This is a genomic window from Flavobacterium sp. ST-158 (genome assembly GCF_058309975.1).
The window spans coordinates 664677-685715 of sequence record NZ_JBZEEN010000001.1; the positions used below are offsets into that span (position 1 = coordinate 664677).

The 21039-nt window shown below is 33.5% G+C and carries 16 protein-coding genes; 5 read left to right on the plus strand and 11 right to left on the minus strand.

Annotation, left to right across the window (positions count from 1 at the left end):
* Positions 1-10 precede the first annotated feature (10 nt).
* The gene (locus AC4FRF_RS02830) at positions 11-376 is read left to right on the plus strand and encodes a YegP family protein (RefSeq protein WP_491157938.1); all 366 of its coding nucleotides are present in this window, start codon (positions 11-13) and stop codon (positions 374-376) included.
* A gap of 67 nt (positions 377-443) precedes the next feature.
* Here the strand turns inward: AC4FRF_RS02830 and amaB are convergent, their stop codons facing one another.
* The 3 genes from amaB to AC4FRF_RS02845 form a co-directional block, all read right to left on the minus strand.
* A complete protein-coding gene (gene amaB, locus AC4FRF_RS02835; protein ID WP_491157939.1) occupies positions 444-1997 on the minus strand; it encodes an L-piperidine-6-carboxylate dehydrogenase in 1554 nt (517 codons plus the stop codon).
* Positions 1998-2107: 110 nt separating this feature from the next.
* Positions 2108-2647 carry a 3-hydroxyanthranilate 3,4-dioxygenase gene (locus AC4FRF_RS02840; protein WP_491157940.1) on the minus strand — a complete coding sequence of 180 codons (540 nt, stop codon included), beginning with the start codon at positions 2645-2647 and terminating at the stop codon, positions 2108-2110.
* Positions 2648-2830: 183 nt separating this feature from the next.
* Positions 2831-3931, minus strand: coding sequence for an endonuclease/exonuclease/phosphatase family protein (locus tag AC4FRF_RS02845; protein WP_491157941.1), 1101 nt, complete (start codon positions 3929-3931; stop codon positions 2831-2833).
* A gap of 235 nt (positions 3932-4166) precedes the next feature.
* On the opposite strand from AC4FRF_RS02845, the gene AC4FRF_RS02850 reads away from it, so the two are divergent.
* The 3 genes from AC4FRF_RS02850 to AC4FRF_RS02860 all read left to right on the plus strand — a co-directional run bounded on the left by AC4FRF_RS02850 (position 4167) and on the right by AC4FRF_RS02860 (position 6355).
* A complete protein-coding gene (locus AC4FRF_RS02850; RefSeq protein ID WP_491157942.1) occupies positions 4167-5066 on the plus strand; it encodes a S66 peptidase family protein in 900 nt (299 codons plus the stop codon).
* Positions 5067-5220: 154 nt separating this feature from the next.
* Positions 5221-5580: a YraN family protein gene (locus AC4FRF_RS02855; protein ID WP_491157943.1), complete on the plus strand. Its 360-nt coding sequence runs from the start codon at positions 5221-5223 to the stop codon at positions 5578-5580.
* A gap of 118 nt (positions 5581-5698) precedes the next feature.
* On the plus strand, positions 5699-6355 hold the full coding sequence (locus tag AC4FRF_RS02860; RefSeq protein ID WP_071184243.1) for an aspartate kinase: 657 nt from the start codon (positions 5699-5701) through the stop codon (positions 6353-6355).
* Between the two features lie 76 nt (positions 6356-6431).
* Here the strand turns inward: AC4FRF_RS02860 and AC4FRF_RS02865 are convergent, their stop codons facing one another.
* The 4 genes from AC4FRF_RS02865 to AC4FRF_RS02880 all read right to left on the minus strand — a co-directional run bounded on the left by AC4FRF_RS02865 (position 6432) and on the right by AC4FRF_RS02880 (position 11272).
* On the minus strand, positions 6432-7199 hold the full coding sequence (locus AC4FRF_RS02865; protein WP_491157944.1) for an SDR family NAD(P)-dependent oxidoreductase: 768 nt from the start codon (positions 7197-7199) through the stop codon (positions 6432-6434).
* 101 nt (positions 7200-7300) lie between these two features.
* A complete protein-coding gene (locus AC4FRF_RS02870; RefSeq protein ID WP_491157945.1) occupies positions 7301-8233 on the minus strand; it encodes a helix-turn-helix domain-containing protein in 933 nt (310 codons plus the stop codon).
* A 69-nt stretch (positions 8234-8302) separates the two neighbouring features.
* Positions 8303-9172, minus strand: coding sequence for a TorF family putative porin (locus AC4FRF_RS02875; RefSeq protein WP_491157946.1), 870 nt, complete (start codon positions 9170-9172; stop codon positions 8303-8305).
* A gap of 15 nt (positions 9173-9187) precedes the next feature.
* Positions 9188-11272 carry an ATP-binding protein gene (locus AC4FRF_RS02880; RefSeq protein WP_491157947.1) on the minus strand — a complete coding sequence of 695 codons (2085 nt, stop codon included), beginning with the start codon at positions 11270-11272 and terminating at the stop codon, positions 9188-9190.
* Positions 11273-11540: 268 nt separating this feature from the next.
* On the opposite strand from AC4FRF_RS02880, the gene AC4FRF_RS02885 reads away from it, so the two are divergent.
* Complete coding sequence (locus tag AC4FRF_RS02885; RefSeq protein ID WP_491157948.1) at positions 11541-12581, plus strand: hypothetical protein; 1041 nt, start codon at positions 11541-11543, stop codon at positions 12579-12581.
* 9 nt (positions 12582-12590) lie between these two features.
* On the opposite strand, the gene mfd is transcribed toward AC4FRF_RS02885, so the two are convergent.
* From mfd to AC4FRF_RS02905, 4 genes are all read right to left on the minus strand, one after another.
* On the minus strand, positions 12591-15914 hold the full coding sequence (gene mfd, locus AC4FRF_RS02890) for a transcription-repair coupling factor (protein ID WP_491158293.1): 3324 nt from the start codon (positions 15912-15914) through the stop codon (positions 12591-12593).
* A gap of 37 nt (positions 15915-15951) precedes the next feature.
* A complete protein-coding gene (locus AC4FRF_RS02895; RefSeq protein ID WP_491157949.1) occupies positions 15952-16605 on the minus strand; it encodes a hypothetical protein in 654 nt (217 codons plus the stop codon).
* A gap of 655 nt (positions 16606-17260) precedes the next feature.
* Complete coding sequence (locus tag AC4FRF_RS02900) at positions 17261-19135, minus strand: M1 family metallopeptidase (protein WP_491157950.1); 1875 nt, start codon at positions 19133-19135, stop codon at positions 17261-17263.
* A 61-nt stretch (positions 19136-19196) separates the two neighbouring features.
* Positions 19197-20819 (minus strand): S8 family peptidase, encoded by a 1623-nt coding sequence (locus AC4FRF_RS02905; RefSeq protein ID WP_491157951.1) that lies wholly within the window; start codon positions 20817-20819, stop codon positions 19197-19199.
* Between the last annotated feature and the right edge of the window lie 220 nt (positions 20820-21039).

The following is a 21039-nucleotide window of genomic DNA, read 5'->3' on the forward strand; positions in this document are numbered from 1 at the left end:
TTAAATAAAAATGGAAAAATTTGTAGTAAGCAAAAATCAGAAAGGAGAATTCAATTATGATTTTATAGATAAAAACAGACAATCAATTTTGAGCAAATCAGGGTACAAAAATAAAACTTTGTGTATGAAAGCAATAGAATCTATAAAACGAAACTCACAAGATGATTCTAAGTTTTTTAGAAAAAGAACTCCCGAAGACGAATGTTATTTTAACTTAAAATCCTCCAATGGTCAAATTTTAGGAATAAGTAAGCTTTTTAAAGACAAAACTGCTCGTGAAAATGGGATTGAATATATTAAAATTAAAATTCAAGATGCTTCTATAGAGGATAACACAGCTAGACAAAAAAACACCACTATTGAAAACACAAATTAATACAGAATAATTAGTTATTTAACTAATAAACTAAATTTAGAACAAAAAGGAAGTGGAATAAATTACATTACAAATCAAACCTTATTCCCTGAGCTAAAGGCAAAGTAGTTCCATAATTAATGGTATTAGTTTGTCTTCGCATATAGACTTTCCAGGCATCTGAACCTGATTCCCGACCACCGCCTGTTTCTTTTTCACCACCAAAAGCACCACCAATTTCGGCACCAGAAGTTCCAATATTTACATTAGCAATTCCGCAATCAGAACCTGCTGTAGACAAGAAAAGTTCCGCTTCACGCAAGTTGTTCGTCATAATTGCTGATGACAATCCTTGAGCAACATTATTTTGAATAGCGATAGCATTTTCTACTGCTCCAGAATATTTTAGCAAATACAAAATAGGAGCAAAAGTTTCGCATTGTACAATTTCAAAAGTGTTTTCGGCTTCTACAATAGCAGGCTTTACGTAACACTCACTTTCGTAACCTTCGCCAGAAAGCACAGCACCATTCACAAGAATTTTGGCTCCTTCAGCCACTGCTTTTTCTAAAGCTTTGTTGTATTTTTCTACAGCATCAGTGTCAATTAATGGTCCTACATGATTGTTTTCGTCCAATGGATTCCCAATTCGCAATTGTTGGTAAGCCGCAACCAAAGCAGCTGCCACTTTATCATAAATACTTTCGTGAACAATTAAACGACGTGTTGAAGTACAACGCTGACCTGCTGTTCCGACAGCCCCAAAAACAGCCCCAATTATGGTCATTTTAATATCGGCATCGGGAGTAACAATAATGGCATTGTTTCCGCCTAATTCCAATAAAGTTTTCCCTAAACGAGCAGCTACTGTTTGCGCTACAATTTTGCCCATACGTGTAGATCCTGTAGCAGAAATTAATGGAATCCTGGAATCGTTAGTCAATAATTCTCCTATCTTGAAATCACCATTAATTAAGCATGAAATCCCTTCAGGCAAATTATTTTCTTGTAAAACCTGAGTTAAAATATTTTGACAAGCAATTCCACACAACGGCGTTTTCTCTGAGGGTTTCCAAACACAAACATCACCACAAACTAAAGCCAAAGCAGTGTTCCAAGCCCAAACGGCTACTGGAAAATTGAATGCCGATATAATTCCCACCACACCTAAAGAATGGTATTGTTCATACATTCTATGATTGGGTCTTTCTGAATGCATGGTTAATCCGTGTAATTGTCGGGAAAGTCCAACGGCAAAATCACAAATATCAATCATTTCCTGAACTTCTCCATAGCCTTCTTGGAGTGACTTCCCCATTTCGTAAGAAACCAATTTACCTAAAGCTCCTTTATTCTGGCGTAATTTTTCACCAAACTGACGTACAATTTCACCACGTTGCGGTGCTGGCATCAATCGGAAAGTTTTAAAAGCTTCAGTAGCAGTTTGCATTACTTTTTCGTAATCGGCTGCGGAAGTCGTTCTTACTTTTGCAATCAATTGGCCATCTACCGGTGAATAACTTTCCAGAATTTCCCCATTTGAAAAACAGTTGACACCAGTTGATGTTCCATCATTCAATTCTTGGATTCCTAATTGGGTTAATGCTTCTTTTATTCCAAATTGTGTTGCGATTGTTGACATGATATTAATACGTTTCGTTTTATTAGCCCCGGTAGCAGCGGCATCCTTTTCCTGCTTTCTTTAAGCAGGAAAAGATAGAGCGGATAACGGGAAATAGCTCCTGAAAAAAATTATTTTTTGGCTGTAAATCTTGAATCGGTTTCCATAACTGTTCCGCATTTTTCGCAAGTACGGAGTTCTTCTGAATTATAATACTTTTCAAAATGAGGCAAGAAATCTTTTTCGATATTATTGAGTTCAAAATAGACTTCGTGCAATTTATGATTGCAATTATCACAATACCACAACAATCCATCTACAAAACCTTGTTTGGCTCTTTTGCGCTCAATAACCAAACCGATAGAACCTTCGGAACGAACGGGAGAATGCGGAATTGTTGCGGGATGCAAATACATATCGCCTGGATTGAGTTCTAAAACATGACGCTCGCCATCTTCCTGAATGTGAACTTCTATAGAACCTTCCAACTGATAAAACAATTCTTCGGTTTCATTGTAATGAAAATCTTTTCGGGCGTTTGGACCCGCAACAATCATTACGATATAATCGCCTGAATCCATGTATAAGTTTTTATTTCCAACAGGAGGTTTTAACAATTGACGGTTTTCGTCAATCCATTTAGTCAGGTTAAAAGGTCTTGAAATTGCCATTTTATATTATTTTTGAGAAATGCTAAGGTACGAAAAAAAGAATTTTGGTTTCAATTTTGGTTTCACGAAGATTCTCAAAGAAAACCGCAGAGATACGCAAAGAAACAGGTTGAAATAAATTCTTAGCGAAACTTAGCGTTTACTTTGCGAATCTCTGTGTAACTAGCTGAAAAGCAAAAAACATCATTTTGCTTCTTTAATCAAATAAATATACACGGGAAAATGGTCACTAAAACCGACTTCTGTTGCCGAATGCCGTTTGGGATAGCCTTTGTATTGTCCTGAATTTTGAATCAAATAACTTTTGTTAAAAATGCCTGCTTTCCAATATTGATAAGTTGAAAAATCGTTTTTTATAAGTGATTGCGTAACCATAATTTGGTCAAAAATATCCCAGGAATCTCGGTAAGCAATTGTCCCCAAACCTTTTTTAGCCATTTCTTCAAAAGGATTATAAATCCCCAATTCAGGAACATCTTTTTTATAGGCTTTAGCTCCCAAAGCTTTTTTGATGCTGTTATTAAAAGGACCATCGTTTAAATCGCCGAGGGTAATTACTTTGGCATTTGGATTTATCTTTTGCAGTGAATCAATAATTTTTCGATTTAGCATTCCAGCAGCTTCTCGAAATGGACTAGATTTTTTCTCTCCACCCGAACGCGACGGCCAGTGATTGACAATGATATGAATTTCTTCACCATCCAAAAAGCCTGTCACTAAAAGTTGGTCTCTGGTAAAAACGCGATTCTCATAATTATTTTCAACAATATCGTCGTCATCTTCAGTAACCGCAACTGTTTCTAGATGTTCGATTCTTTTTTTATAAATATAAAGTGGGATATTGGTAAAAGAAGTGGGCAAGAAATATTTCTTTTGAAACAACAATGCTACATCAATTCCCCTTTTGTCTGGCGAATCAAAATGAATCATTCCATAATCCTGCATTGCCATTTTAGACTGCAGTACTAAATCTTCCAGCACGCCACGGTTTTCAATTTCGGAACAAGCTATCAATGTGGGCGAATTAAAGTTTTCCGGTTTTCCAATTTCAACTAAAACACGTGCTAGATTTTGTAATTTTTGATGGTATTTTTGAGATGTCCAGCGCTGTTTTCCCTGCGGCGTCCATTCATCATCATTTGTATGCAAATCATTGATAGTGTCAAAAAGATTCTCGAAATTATAAAATGCAACGGTATGGATTCGATAGCTTTTTTGCTGCGAAAATCCCATTTGAACTAAAAACAAAAAAGCAACAATTACAATCACTCTTAAAATTCGCATAACAACCTCAATTTAAAGTGCTTTAGTAAAATTAATCTATTTCATACAATTTGCAATATATTATTTTTTGAATTTAGTTATCTTTGTTTGGATGCTTCGCAAAGGCATTTTAAATTTATATTTACTCAGGAAAAACAACAATATGCTTACTCCTCGATTTTTAAAAACAAACCGAACATTTTGTGTATTCCTGATTTTTATTTTTCAAACTTTCAATAGTCAAGCCCAACAACAAATGATTACACCAGCCGCTTTACAAAAAGGAGACACCGTTGCCATTGTAGCTACCGCCCGAAAATATACAGACAATAATTTAAAACCCGCCATCGATTTATTGCACAGCTGGGGACTTGAAGTGGTTATTGGTAATAGCATTGGCTTAGACAACAACCAACTGGCCGGTACCGATGAACAAAGAACTGCTGATTTTCAAGCCCAACTGGACAATCCAAACATCAAAGCTATTTGGTGTGTAAAAGGAGGTTATGGAACGGTACGAATTATTGATGCCTTAGATTTTACACAATTCAAACTAAATCCAAAATGGATTGTAGGTTTTAGTGACATTACTGTTTTACACAATCATCTGAACACTTTAGGGTACAAAACCATTCATGGCATCATGCCTGTTACCGCTCCAAGAGCAACAGCTGAAGCCAAAGAAACTTTAAGACGTGCTTTATTTAAAGAAGCTTTAAGTTATGAAATTCCTTCTGACCCAATGAATAGAATAGGAACAGCCAAAGGCGAATTAGTGGGCGGAAACTTATCTATTTTATACAGCCTGTTTGGTTCTCCATCAGCAATTGATTGTCAGGGTAAAATTTTATTCATTGAAGATTTAGATGAGTATTTATACCATATTGATCGTATGATGATGAACCTAAAACGCAATGGCTGCCTGGAAAGCATCAAAGGAATCGTAGTGGGTTCTATGACTAAAATGAAAGACAATGATATTCCTTGGGGGAAAAATGCCGTTGAAATTATTGAAGATGTTACTAAAAAATACCACATTCCTGTAATTTATAATTTTCCTGCTGGACACATTCAAGACAATAGAGCATTGATTCTGGGCAGTACAGTTTATATGGAAGTTACTCCTGTAAAAAGTACGCTAAAATTTCAAGATTAATTAATTTTTACCATATAAGTCATACAAGCCAATACAAGAATAAATGATCACGGAACTTAATAAACTTATATAACTTGTATTTTTTAATTAGATCATATAAGAACATATAAGAGAAAAAAAACTTATATGACTTATATGTTAAACAAAGACAGCAATGGCGGAGCATAACGAATTAGGAAAACTAGGCGAAGAATTAGCTGTTGATTTTTTAAAAAACAACGGCTATACCATTTTAGAAACCAACTGGACATTCCAAAAAGCAGAAATAGACATTATTGCTCAAATAGATGATACACTGGCAATTATAGAAGTAAAAACACGATCTTCTCTTGAATTTGGTCTACCACAAGACTTTGTAAATTCAAAAAAAATAAAACTACTTACGAAAGCTGTAGACAACTACGTAGTTGAAAAAGATCTCGATATCAACGTCAGATTTGACATAATTGCCATCCACAAAGAGAATAAATCTTTTGTAATTGAACACCTTACAGACTCTTTTTATCACTTTTAACTATAATTTCTAGTGTTATTTTTGTAACAAATTGTTTTTTTTATTATATTTGCCCATATTTTTAACGATTTAACTAAGTAAATCGATTTAAAAACTAAGTAAAAACACCTATATAATTATGAAAACTGTTTCTTCAATTGTCGAGAATTACATCAAAACAAAACCATTTTTATTGAATGCATTGTCACTTGGAATCATCAATTTAACCTCTTTATCCAGAAACATCATGTCGGAATTAGAGAGTGAATTTGGTAAAGAAGTAAAACAGGGCGCGGTTGTAATGTCTTTAAAAAGATTAACCGAAGAATTGGATTTTAGATTGAATCATAAAATCAACAAAGTCATCAAAAACATAGGCGAAATTACGGTTCGTTCGGCTTTGACAGACTATACTTTTGCTGTTTCTGAAACCGTTTTAAACAAACAAGCTGAATTAATTTCGGACATCAACGGTTTTCCAGATGTTTTTTATACTTCTTCAAGAGGAGTAAATGAAATTAATATTGTAGTAAGCAATACCGTAAACAAACTAGTTGACAAACATTTTTCTAACGAAAAACTAATTCAGAAATTAGATAACCTTGCTTCTATTACAGTTAAATTGCCAAAAGAAAACATCGTGATTCCTGGAATTTACTATTTTATTTTCCAACGTTTGGCTTGGGAAGGAATTATCATTAACGAGGTTATTTCAACATCTAACGAATTTACCATTTTAGTGAGTGAAGAACAAGTAGATGTGGCATTCAAAGTAATTAAAGATTTGAAAAATTAAGCCAATTTCAACAAAATAAAAAAAGCTTCCAACCTATTAAGATTGGAAGCTTTTCATTTTATCTGTCAAGCTATAATTACAAATTCATTCCGCCTGAAACTTCAATACGTTGTGCATTGACCCACTTTGCATCATCAGTACACAAAAATGCTACTACACTGCCAATATCATCTGGCAAACCAACTCTTCCTAGAGCTGTTACAGAAGCAATATACTGATTCAACTGCTCATTATCACGAACAACACCTCCACCAAAATCAGTTTCTATAGCTCCTGGAGCAACAATATTAACTCTAATTTTTCTCTCTCCTAATTCCTTCGCTTGGTATTTTGTCAAAGTTTCCATTGCTGTTTTCATACTCGCATAAGCTGCATAACCAGGAAATGAAAAACGAGTAAGCCCGGACGAAATGTTCACTATTCCACCACCATCATTCATTAACATCAATGCTTTTTGAGTTAAAATAAAGACCCCCTTAAAATGAATATTAAACATATTATCAAGTTGTGCCTCTGTAGTAGTCATAAAACTTTCATGAGCTCCAACACCTGCATTATTCACTAAAAAATCAAATTTATCCTTACCAAAAGTTCCTTTCAAAGCGATTGTTGTTTTTTGGAAAAACGAGTCAAAACTACTTGATTCAGCTACATTCAAGGGAATAGCCACCGCTTTTTGTCCTATTTTTTCAATTTCAGCTACAACTAATTGTGCTTCATCAATTTTACTGTGATAGGTTAATAACACATCAAGTCCTTTTTTAGCAAGACTCAAAGCCATTTCTTTTCCTAATCCGCGACTTCCACCAGTAACAAGAGCTATTTTATTTTCTTTAAATTCCATCTTAAAATTTGTTTTAAATTAATAAGACAAAATTAAGAATGAATGAAAGCGCAATAATTGTAAATATCAATCGATAATTTGCAAAATTCAAATCACACAATTCAAACTCTAAAAGACATTGGCGTCAAAGTAGTTTGTTTTTTGAAAAAATTAGAAAAATGAGCCAACTCCTCGAATCCTAGTGAATAGGCAATTTCAGAAACATTCCAATCGGTTTCTTTCAATAAAATTTTTGCCTCATTAATTAAACGTTTACTAATTAATTCTGTTGTTGTTTTTCCTGTATTTTCTTTCAACACCTTATTCAAATGATTGACATGAATAGACAAACGACTGGCATAATCTTTAGCCGTTCGTAGTTCTAACCTTTGACGTGGAGATTCAATAGGGAATTGTCTTTCTAATAATTCTGCAAAAAGAGAAGCAACTCTTGCTGCCGAATTATGCTTAGAATACAATGCTGTGGCAGGTTGTAATTTTTGTCCAAAATGAATTAACTCTGAAACATAGTTGCGAATCAAATCGTATTTATACACATAATCTGAATTAATTTCAGCGTGTATCTTTTTAAAAATCAACTCAATTACTTCAGCTTCCTCATCTGATATTTCAAAAACTGGAAACCCATCTGGTTGAAAAATCGGAAGTCCCTCTAAATCAATTCCACTTTTATCTTTTGTAAAAAACTCTGTTGTAAAAACACAAAAATGTCCAGATTGTTGTTGTAAATCCTGAGGGACATAATGATATGGAATCTTTGGAGTAGCAAATAACAAGGCATGTTTTTCAATATTAATTACCTTATCTGCATATTCTGCTCTGTTCTTACCCTTTATCAAACTTATTTTATAATAAGCCCTCCTATCATAAGGCATAACAGGTTTCTCTTTAAACGTTTCATATAGTTCTTTGATATTAAAAACATTGAAATGACCAATCTCTTTTTGAATACCATCTGGTAATAAAGAAATTTGTTCTGCACTTGAAAAATCGGTGATTTCGTTATAAAACTCGTCTATTGACTTTAATTTCATAAAATATATATTTGCAAAAATCAAATATATAAATAAAAAACAAGATAGTTATTCTAATCAAATAACTAATTAATACCCAAAACTAATTCCAGCAACCAAGAAATCTTTACCAAAAAATTCAGTATTTTTTGTTGCCGCATTATGAACAAAATTCAATGAAATCGGCATGTTAATTCCTTTACCTAAATCAAACTCTTTCGTGGCTTTTAAGGCTAGGTTTACCAAGGAAGCTTTGTCATAATCAGCATAGGTGTAATATTCAGCCTGATTATTTAGTACCACTCCAGAAGAAGCATCCAATGTTATATTTTGAAGTATTTCACGTGATGAATTTTCGAATAAATTAAAAGTATAGCCCAATTCTAAATACGTGGTATAATTGTGTTTTGGATTATCATTCTTATCATAACGATAATCATTTCCTCCAATAAACGTACTTATCGTTGCGTTAAAAGGAAACCGGTATCCTTCAGAAAAATCAAAATAAAGCATCGCATCAATAGTTTGAGAACTCGTTGGTCCAAAATCAGAAAATCGATTACTTACTCCTGCTACTTTTGAAACCGAAGGCCAATAATAATCCCAAAGTTGGAATTGTAAAAAATCATTAATTTGATAGCTCGCATAAAAATCAATTTCTTGATATCCTTTATAAGAAGTCTCCCCATCCGAATAAAAATATTGCCTTTTAAAGTTGGTCGTAGCCCAAACACCTAAAGTTAATTTAGGAATTACCGCATACTCCACAGAAGGCTGCACAGCAAGATAATTACCTCCCCAGCATTGTCCACGCCAGAGATACCTGCTTACAACATCCACATTAAAAGTTAGTTTTTTCTCCTCAGCTAACGTATCTTCTGATTGTTGTTTTTCTTGAGAAAAACCAACAAGTGAAACTAGTACTAAAATCAAAACCGAAAATGTTTTGCTACTTTTCATCAAAATGATTTTATTTTAATACTTATCTATCAACTCAAACAAACGCTCTCTATTCAAAGGTTTGGTAATATAATCATCAAAGCCAGCTTTTTCAATCTTAGCCTTATCTTCCGAAGAAGAATAGGCAGTTTGTGCTATAATTGGTAAATGTGGACGAATCGGTCTTATTTGTTCAATAGCTTCAAAACCATTCATAATAGGCATTTTAATATCCATAAGAACCAAATCAATATTGGAATTATTAATGCAATAATCAACCGCTTCCTGACCATTTACAGCTCTAATAATTGTAAAATCTTTGTCTTTCATCATTTTTTGGAACAATAAAAAATTAATATTATCATCTTCAGCAATCAAGATAATTTTGTTTCCAGATTTTACCACATCATTTTCCTTAATAGATTTCACTACAATATGCTCTGACTTTGCATATTTTAAAGGAATAGAAAAATAAAAAGTAGAACCTACTCCTACCGTTGATTCTAATCTAATAGTACCTCCCAGAATTTCTATATAAGCCTTTGAAATAGAAAGCCCTAAACCTAAACCTCCCACCACTATAGATCTATCATTCTCAACACGCTTAAATCGATCAAAAACATGCTGATGATGATCCTCCTCAATTCCGGAGCCCGTATCTTGAATGGTAAAATGAATCATTTGCTGGTCTTCATCAATATCATATTTAAAAACAACAAGCCCCTCATCAGTATATTTAATAGCATTGGTCAATAAATTAATGATTACCTGCTTTAATTTAATTTCGTCGGTGATGATGTTATATTGAGCCAAAGATGTACTTTTTATCAATTTAAATTTCAAAGGCTTGCTTTGAGGTAGAGTTACCTTGACAGTTTTGTACAACTCTTCAATACAGGAATCTAAATTAATTTCGCTAAAATTAGGCGAAATCTGATTTGCATCAATCTTAGACATTTCTATTAAATCATCAATAATAGAAACCAGATTTTTACCATTTTTTTGAATTACATTCAAATATTCAATCCGTTCTTTTTCATTGAGTTCTGTATTCAAAATAAGCTCCGTAAACCCATTTATGGCGTTCATTGGCGTTCTTATTTCATGGGATAAATTGGCCAAAAAAGACGCTTTTAGCAAATCACCTTCTTCGGCTTTTATTTTTGCCTTGATTAATGCCAACTTTTGATTGTTGTTCTCTTCAAACAAATTCCCAATATAACTAAACTCACCCGTGGTTTCTTTTAACTCAGCTATTGCCGAATTACTACCTCTTTCTAATGCCTTTCGAACTAAATAAAGAGGTCTGTATACAATTTTTTGCGTGTAATAAACACTAAAAATTAAATAAACAATAAAAACAACAATAATTATATATAAAATTCGAATAGTGTTCTCAAAATAGACTTCAAATTTTCGTTCAAAAAGTAATTTACCAATAAGTGTCCCCTTAGAATTTTTCAAAGAATAAACGGTGCTTACCACATGTCTTTGTTCAGTAACTGTATCATTCTTACTTAAAAAGCTAATTTTAGAAGAAGTGATTCTCTCTAAATTTTGAAGAAATTTAACGTTAACTAAACGTACTGCAAAAAAATAACCCGATGGTTTTGTTTTGTTTTTAAAAGGATCGTCTGATGGATGTATGGTTGCACCTGTTACTTCGGCAATTCCTTCGGGAATATGAATATAAAATTTCCCTACACCTACTTTGTCCAAAACTTCCATTGTTTGTTTCGGAATAAAATCAAGTGTTTTAATTAACTGAGTTGGTGTTCGAGTAATAAACTTTTTATTTTTATCATAGACTCCTAAATAGTCAGCGCCATAGATTCCTAACTCATTCCCAATGGTTTCATCATACCATTTTTGATCTCTGGTAGCAATAAAATCAACAAATTCATCCCAATTGGTATCATTCTTTAAAGCTGTTAAAATTGGTTTAGATTCTAATAATAACAACTCGTTAATTTTACTTTCAAATAATTCAACCGAATTTTGATAGGCATCTTTCTCTGTCTTATTGATATAATAAAACAAAACCGCATAAAGCATCAGAAAAACCACACTGGAGGAAACGATTAAAAAAAGAATTTTTGGGGAGGTTTTTTTTAATGTCATAAATTGGTTCCTGATTGTTTTTAAATAAAAAACATTAAATTAATAAAAAAAACAATCTTCCAAAATTCATTTACAAATTATTCGTTTATCTGCACTAAAATTATCCAAATTACTACAAAAACAACCATTAACTCTCTCTTCCACCCAATAGTTCCATCAGTTCCAAAGCTCTTCGGGTTGATTTTACATTGTCAAATGTAAACTATAGATTACTCCATATTAAAATTTAAAAGAAAAAACTTATATTTACGATTGTAAATTATGTAAAATGAAAAGATATACTTTATTGTTTTTATTGACTTTTCAAATGGTTATATCTCAAGAAATAATCATAAAAGGACAAGCATATAATTCAGGAAAATTTCATAACAGAGATGTTTATATTATTAAAAATGACACTATTAATAAACTAAGAAAACACAGTGATTTTTTAGTTGAAGAATGGAAAAAGAAATCAAAGTTTGAAGACATAAAAGAGGCATCTTATCAAGAAGTTACTAAAAACAATCAAATATTGACTCGACTACTTCAAGACAAAAATTACAGAACCCACACAGACAGCTTAGGTAATTTTGAAATAAAAGCTAAATTAACGGATTCTTTATTTTTTGAAAGCTATTGGCATATAACTACAAAATTCTTAGTTGCTGATTTAATAAAAAAGAAAAAAGTAAATGTTAGATTAGAATTAGAACCTTGTGAAGTATGGCCTTCTCATCCTGAAAAACCAACAAAACTTTATGTATTCATTGGTAAAAAAATCAAAGTATGGAAGGCTTCGTCAAGTTATTGTAACATAGGTCGTTTAAATTCTAGAATTTTATCCAAATATTTGGTAGTTAAAAATATCTATGGTGATTTCAAAAAAGATACTATCCAATTTACAACTTACCCGCCACATTCTCCTGCATTTCAACAAAATTACAAACCATTTAAAACTTTTTTTGCTGATTTTGAATATTGCTTGTTATATGTTTTGGAATATAATGGAGAATTACTTCAAACCAGATATGTATTTGATGATGTTTACATGACAACAGAAGGAAAATGGGCAACTCCCTTAAAACCTAAAGGATTAAGAAATTCAATTCCTCCTGATTCTTTTAGATTAAAAAAAATAGATTTTGTTACACCTATTGAGTTTGTCTATGATGAAAGATTTGAAAAACAAATCAAAGAAAACTTCTCTGAAACCTATAACACAATAGCTAACGGAAAAATTCAGGTGAATTACGGCTTTTATGTCGAAGATCTATTTGAAATCAGAAAAACAGGGGCGTTAAAAGAATTTGATTATCTAATCAAATAAGTTAAAAAACTATCCCTGACCCAACATCTCCATTAATTCCAAAGCTCTCCTAGTCGATTTTACGTTGTCAAAAGTCAGTAATAAACGTAAGCCATTCGGCGTTTGTTTTTCTTTCATTTTGCAAAGTGAAGCATGCTTTTGCACAAACTGCAACACCTTATGAAAACGATTCGATTGGTAAAAATCGGATTGTTGATCGGACACAAAATAGCCAATCATTTTGCCTTGTTTCATCACTAATTTCTCAATTCCGACACGGGTTGCCACCCATTTGATGCGAATACTGTTCATTAAGGCATTGGCACGCGGAGGTAAAGGACCAAAACGGTCAATCAGTTTATTTTGGAAAACAACCAACTCTTCTTCGTTTTTAATAGCTGCCAATTCGTTATACAAATTCATACGCTCCGAAATATTATTGATGTATTCATCCGAAAACAGTAATTCAAAATCGGTGTCAATTTGCAGGTCTTTTACATATTCCTTGGTTTCAATATCATTTTCAGCCGGATACAAATCTTTGAATTCGTTTTCTTTCAACTCTTCAATCGCCTCATTCATGATTTTTTGGTAAGTATCAAAACCTATTTCGTTAATGAAACCGGATTGTTCTCCACCCAATAAATCTCCTGCACCACGAATCTCTAAATCTTTCATCGCGATATTAAATCCGCTGCCGAGTTCGCTAAATTGTTCCAAAGCCTGAATACGTTTTCTGGCTTCTTCGGTCATGGACGAATAAGGCGGGCAGATAAAATAACAGAATGCTTTCTTATTACTTCGACCCACACGACCCCGCATTTGGTGCAAATCAGACAAACCAAAATTATTGGCATTATTGATAAAAATCGTATTAGCATTGGGTACATCCAATCCACTTTCGATAATAGTTGTAGCAACTAAAACATCAAATTCTCCATTCATGAAAGCCAGCATCAGTTCTTCGAGTTTCTTACCGTCCATTTGTCCGTGACCGATTCCCACTTTGGCATTTGGTACCAAACGCTGAATCATTCCGGCCACTTCTTTGATGTTTTCAATGCGATTATTGATAAAATAAACCTGTCCGTTACGCTGAATTTCATACGAAATCGCATCCCGGATTACTTCTTCGCTAAAACCTACCACATTAGTTTCAATAGGATATCTATTAGGTGGAGGCGTTGTAATAACTGATAAATCTCTTGCAGCCATCAACGAAAACTGTAAAGTCCTAGGAATTGGTGTTGCAGTCAAAGTCAGCGTATCCACATTAGCAGCAATAGTTTTCAACTTGTCTTTTACGTTCACACCAAACTTTTGTTCCTCATCCACAATCAGCAAACCTAAATCTTTAAAAACTACATTTTTGTTCACCAACTGATGCGTTCCAATAACAATATCCAATTTTCCTTCAGCTAGTTGTTTTAAAGTTTCTGCTTTTTGTTTAGCTGTTCTAAAACGGTTCAAATACCCAATAGAAACCGGCATGTCTTTTAATCGCTCCGAAAAAGTTCTAAAATGCTGGTACGCCAAAATAGTGGTTGGCACCAAAACCGCTACCTGTTTGCTATTGTCCACCGCTTTAAATGCTGCACGAATAGCCACTTCGGTTTTTCCAAAACCTACATCTCCGCAAACCAATCGATCCATCGGGCGATCGCTTTCCATATCGGCTTTTACTTCCTGAGTCGATTTTGTTTGATCTGGTGTATCTTCGTAAATAAACGAACTTTCCAATTCGTTTTGTAAATAACTATCAGGCGCATATTGAAAACCTTTTTCCAATCGCCTTTTAGCATACAATTGAATCAAATTGAACGCAATATGTTTGACTCTGGCTTTGGTTTTTTGTTTCAGAGCCTTCCAGGCATTCGAACCTAATTTATATATTTTAGGAGGTGTTCCGTCTTTGCCGTTGTATTTCGAAATTTTGTGCAGCGAATGTATACTCACGTACACAATATCATTATCGGCATAAACCAGTTTAATCGCTTCCTGCGTTTTGCCTTCGACCTGAATTTTTTGCAATCCTCCAAATTTCCCAATTCCGTGGTCAATATGCGTTACATAATCGCCAACAGACAAAGTAGTCAATTCTTTTAAAGTGATATTCTGTTTTTTCGAATAACCGTTTTTGATACTAAATTTATGATAACGCTCAAAAATCTGATGATCGGTATAGCAAGAAATTTGGTTTTCCTCATCTATAAATCCCTGGTACATTGGCAAAACAATGGTGTTGTATTGTTTGCGAATATTCTCTGAATTGGCTTCGTCCAAGGTTTCAAAAATATCATGAAAACGTTTGGCCTGTGCCTCATTCGAGCAGAACAAATAATTTTTGTATCCGTTAAAATGATTCTCACTCAGATTATTCAACAACAAATCAAATTGCTTGTTGAACGAAGGCTGCGGCTGAATGTGAAATTCAATTTTTTTAGTGGTTTTAAAAATGGTTTTTGAACTCAATTCTACAATAGAAAAATCCAGCGCCCGCTTTATAAATGCCTTTTGATCCAAAAATAATTGTTCTGGAGTGGCGTGTTTGATATCCTTAGACAATTTCTCAAAAGCTTCTTCGGCGCGGGTAAATTGCTTATCTAATTGTGATAATAAATCTTCGGTATTCTGAATTAACAGCACCGTTTGCTCCGAAATATAATCTAAGAAAGATTCTCTGTTTTCCTGAAAAAGTTTGTTCTCCACATTGGGAATAATCGTAATTTTCTTTTGTTGTTCCAATGACAATTGCGTGGCGACATCAAAAGTTCGGATACTATCCACTTCATTCCCAAAAAACTCAATTCGGTACGGATTATCATTTGAAAAAGAAAATACATCCACAATTCCACCTCGAACAGAAAACTCACCAGGTTCGGTGATAAAATCGACTCTTTTAAATTCGTATTCGAATAACACTTCGTTGATAAAATCAATCGAAATTTTATCACCCACACTTACTTTCAAGGTGTTTTTATCCAAATCCCGACGAGTAACCACTTTTTCAAAAAGTGCTTCAGGATAACTCACAATTACCGCTGGTTTTTTACGGGAATTAATGCGGTTTAATACTTCGGCACGAAGCAAAACATTGGCATTATCAGTTTCTTCTATTTGGTACGGACGGCGGTAAGAACTGGGATAAAACAACACATCTTCCTCGCCAATCATTTGTTCCAAATCATTCAAATAATAAGCAGCTTCTTCTTTGTTGTTCAAAATGACCAAAAACGGCAATTCCACTTTCTTAAACGCCGAACGAATGACAAACGAAATTGCCGAACCCAATAAACCGCTCAAATGTAATTTTACTGATTTTTTTTCCTGTAGTGCAGCAACAATTTGCAGCATTTTAGGCGAGGTTTCGTAGATGGTATATAAGGCAGATTTACTCAACTCTAGCGTCGTTTGGATTAATTATAGCTCTTGTACTAGCTGGAAGAACAGATGGATTGGACATCATTGGATTATTAGGAATCGCTCTTGCCGAATCCAACAACATTCGTCTCATTTCGTCCTCACCTTCCTCAACCGGAATCTTGCTTTTCTCGGTCAAAATATCGATTTGACGTTGCAATGTGGCCAATTCTTTATTGACTTCGCCCACTAATTGCACCACTTTTTTATCGGGAATATTATCCAAATGAATGTACATATCCAAAAGCCTAACCTTAGTAATCAAAACCGAAATTCGGCTTTTAATTTGTGGTTTATTGAGCAACTCTGGAATTGCATTATTCAAAGCCATTGCTTTTTTAGCAATGGCAGCCGATTTTTGTTGGTAAGCACTAATGGTTTTCTTTGGTTTTTGAGCTAATTCCTGCATGAACAAACGCAAATCGTTCCAGCTTTTTACGGTTTCTTCCGTGGCCTCATTGATGGGTTCGTCATAAAAATCCCAGCCTTTCTTGATATTTTCAAAAATGACTTTTTTCTTTTGGGCATCTTTGGCATTTTCAGCTAATCGTTTTTGATTGTTTTCCTGGTTACAGGAAGCCAGCAAAATCAGCAGACCAAAAATATATACTAGTTTGTTTTTCATCGAATTTTTCATTGAACCGCAAAGTTACAAAGTAAATGCTATTTCGTACACTTCTTTAAGTAAAGAATAACAGCTATTGATTGTAAGAACTTTTTGATTAGATTTGTTTGAAAGCACGGATTGTAAATCCGCATTATTTAGGATTAATCAACAACCAGTCAAAGATGAACATTTATATCTTTTTATTTAAGTCTTTATACGCAAGAATTTCTCAAATAAACAAAGACATACCCGTAATTACAACATCTATATTTTTCTCAATACTATTAATTTTCAATATTAATTGTTTTATTTATTATTTATCTGATTCGTTTATTCTTTTAAAAACCAAAGCATATAACTATATATTATTTACTATTATTTTAATATTAAATTATTTCATCATTATAAAGAGAAAAAAATATGTTTTCAACCAAAAAGAGAACAACAAAAAATTAATTGTTATTGGCTATATATACACTCTTTTATCTTTTGCTTTATTTCTTATTCTATTAAAAGTAGAACTTTATTATTTCATCGTTTTTCTTATTCTATTTTTACTAATGGAGATAATTGTAGAGTTTTCAAGGATGTAAAAAAATAGTTTTCAAAACAACAAACCCGACAGCTTTTTGAAAACTGTCGGGTTTTAATATTAAGAAATTAGAAGCAAAAATTACTTCACTTCATAAGTATTATTTTGTGCTTTTACATCCGCCATTAAACCGCTTGGGTCAATGGTAATTTTTTTGATGCTGCTTTTAGGCTTTGAAATGGTCAACTCATATTTTGGGTTTGCCCAAGGCCAGTCATTCAACACTGTTCTTTTAATTGATGGATTCGGATTTTCTTTTTCAAAATACATCATTCGCAACGGAATGTAAAAACTTTCCTTTGTTCCGTCAGTATATTCTAGCTGCAAATCTATAGGCATTGGCATGCGCCCCATTCGTTCCAAACTCACTAGCGTATTTGCTCCATTTTCAGTAACAGCGGTAATTCCGTAATCAATAGTATTGGTAGTTTGCGTCCAATCGGTTAAATACCAATCCAGTTCCGCTCCCGAAACACGTTCGGCAGTTCGTTTAATATCATTTGGTGTAGGATGCTTGAATTTAAAATCCTGATAATATCTTTTAATAGTTTTGGCTAAATTATCCTGACCAATTAAATAACCCAATTGAGAAAGAAAAATACTTCCTTTCACATAAGAAGAAATACTATAGGCACGATTCCAATCATAACGGTCACCATGAGTGGTTTGTGGCTGTTCTTTACCCGAATTCACCAAAGAATAATAAGCCTTATAATTTCCTTCAAATGGGTTTGCTGCTTTTTTTCCAGTGATTTCATTTACCGCCATATCTTCTATGTAGGTGGTAAAACCTTCGTCCATCCAAGGATGTTTGGACTCATTGGAGGCCAAAACATGTTGGAACCAGTTATGTCCTAATTCATGCGTTGCTGTACCAAAAACACCTTCCAAAGTTCCATTTCCTAAAATCAAAGTACACATAGCATACTCCATTCCACCATCGCCACCCTGAATAAAAGAGTATTGTTTATACGGATAATCACCAATGTTTTTATTGTAAAAATCCATCACCTTAACCATTAAAGGCTGCAAATTTTTCCAGTTGTCTATGATTTTAGGATTGTTTTTGTATAAGAAATGTAAATCTACATTATTAGGCCCTTTTACCACATCATGAATGTATTCTTTATCGGCTGCCCAAGTAAAATCGTGTACCATAGGCGCTACAAAATGCCAAGTTAGGTTTTTAGTTCTTTTCGAATATTTTACTTCCACACCTTCGTCCTGATAACCATGCCCTATTTCGTTTGGATTTTGCAAATAACCAGAACCTCCTAAAACATAGTCTTTATCAATGGTAATTTTGACATCAAAATTCCCCCAAACGCCATGAAATTCTCTGGCGATGTAGGGATCTGCATGCCAACCTTCAAAATCAAATTCGGCGATTTTAGGATACCATTGCGACATCGAAAAAGCGATACCTTCGGCATTATTTCTACCGGAACGACGAATTTGCACCGGAACCTGCCCATCAAAATCCAAAGTAAACGTAGTTTTAGAATGAGGCAAAATGGGCTTTGCCAAAATTACTTCTAAAATTGTTCCAATGGTTTTGGTAGTTGCAGTAACACCGTCTTGTTTGAAATTAGAAATTTTCAAATATCCAATTTCATTAGGTTTTAATTGCTGAATGCGGTTTTCTTTAATTTCAACTCCATCTACTTTGGTTTTTCTGACCATTCGGGCATCGGGATCCGGAATGTAATCGGCTCTTTCAGCCATTTCACTTCCCGGCTGAAAAGCATTGGGATACAAATGATAATACACTTTCTTTAAAGTATCTGAGGAATTATTGTTGTAAACTAATTCCTGTTTGCCTTTGTACTGATAATGCTCAGCGTCCATTACCACCTCCATTTTATAATCTACGGCTTGCTGCCAATAAGGAGGATTTTGGGCAACCAAAGAAAATACATTTGTCAAAATAAATGCAAGTAAAAGAATTCTCTTCATGGTATTTAAATAAAAAATGGAAGGACATATCATCCTTCCATTACATTAATATTGTATGAATCTATTTTTTAGCCATTTTATTTGCCATCAAAATGGCATTGTAGGCGTTTACTATTTTCCCAGTTTTGGACAACTCACTAAAAGGGCGAATGTCTTTTGGATTTCCACCTACAACAACCTTCTTATCAATTGTTACCCCTGAATCCATCAAAATATGTTTCACTTGAGAAGCTGTTAATTTTGGATAATACGAACGAATTAAGGCCGCTACTCCAGCCACATTTGGCGCAGCCATTGATGTTCCTTGTAAAAACTTATAGGTATTATCCGGAGTTGTAGCATATATTTTTACACCAGGTGCAAATACATCTACATTGATTTTTCCAATGTTAGAAAAACGTGCGGGTAAATTCTCTCCATATTCAAAATTCAATGCGCCAACTGTGATTAAATTATCTGAAATCTCCGTTTTTTTATCTTCTGAATCATTTGGAAAATTATCATAAAAATCAATGTTTTTAGCATCATTTCCAGCGGCATGAACAATTAAAACATCTTTCTCAGCGGCATATTTAATGGCATCAAAAACCCAATTTTTATGTGGCGAAAATGATTTTCCGAAACTTCCATTGATTACTTTAGCACCATTGTCTACTGCATAACGAATCGCTAATGCAATATCTTTGTCATACTCATCGCCATCAGGAACAGCACGAACAGTAAGAATTTCTACATTATTAGCAATTCCGTTTCCTCCAATATTGTTGTTTCTTACTTGAGCAACAATTCCAGCTACATGGGTTCCATGAAGAATTTCTTCTTTATCTGGTCCCATCACATTATTGTTACCATAATTAGTATCTGTAATATCATTTGGATTATCACCAAGTACTTTTCTGTAATCAATATTGAGATTATCTGGATTTAAAAGTTCCTCTTTAGTATCTAATTCTTTTTGAATTTCTGTCTTCAAATCGGCAATTGGCATCCCAAAAGAAAACATCTTTTGTATAATCATAGTGCTTTTTTGAACCAAAGTATCTTTAGAATCAATAGTTTTTACCTCGTCTAAGGTATAGATTTCTTTTTTTAATTGTTTTTTAATAATATCGTCCGCTTTAGTTGCTTGGGCTAATAAAGTACCTAGATAGTTTTTCTCGTTCTGTGCGTCAGAGATTTTTTTATCGTATAGTTTTTTAGCTTCTTGATAAGTAGCTTCATCAACTAAACTCTTGTCTTTTACAATTCTTTCGTATTCTAAATGTTCTTTAGTAATGTCTCCCAGAAAATTCCAACCATGAATATCATCTACATAACCGTTTTTATCATCATCAATTCCGTTGTCTGGAATTTCTTTTGGGTTAGTCCAAATTACTGATTTCAAATCCTCATGCTCGATATCCACACCCGAATCTACAATTCCAACGATTACTTTTTGAGATTTTCTATTTTTCAGCAATTCAGCATAAGCTCTATCCACACTCATCCCAGGAACGGTATCTTTTACAATATCGTATTGATTCCAAAACTTCAATTGGTCATCCGTTAAAGCCCTCTTTTTAGTAACATTTTCTGGTGCTGTAATGGCGGTTACTGATTTATAATTGGGCAATTTTTGAGCCCCACATCCTGCTAAAACTAAAGCAGACAACAGCGAAAGGCTAATGGATTTTACTGTATTCATGTACATTATTTATTAAATCAAAGTCAAATATAGATTAAAAATAATTTTTCTATTCGAAAATTTTCAGGATTAACACTAGATTAAGATATCAGTACAGGAAAAAAACTTTATGTAAAAGCTATAACACAAGTATATTACAACATCCTAATTAACTTAAAAAAGAATGAATTCTTACAAAATAATCACTTAGAAATAATATTTATTGTAGTTTTGTGTAATA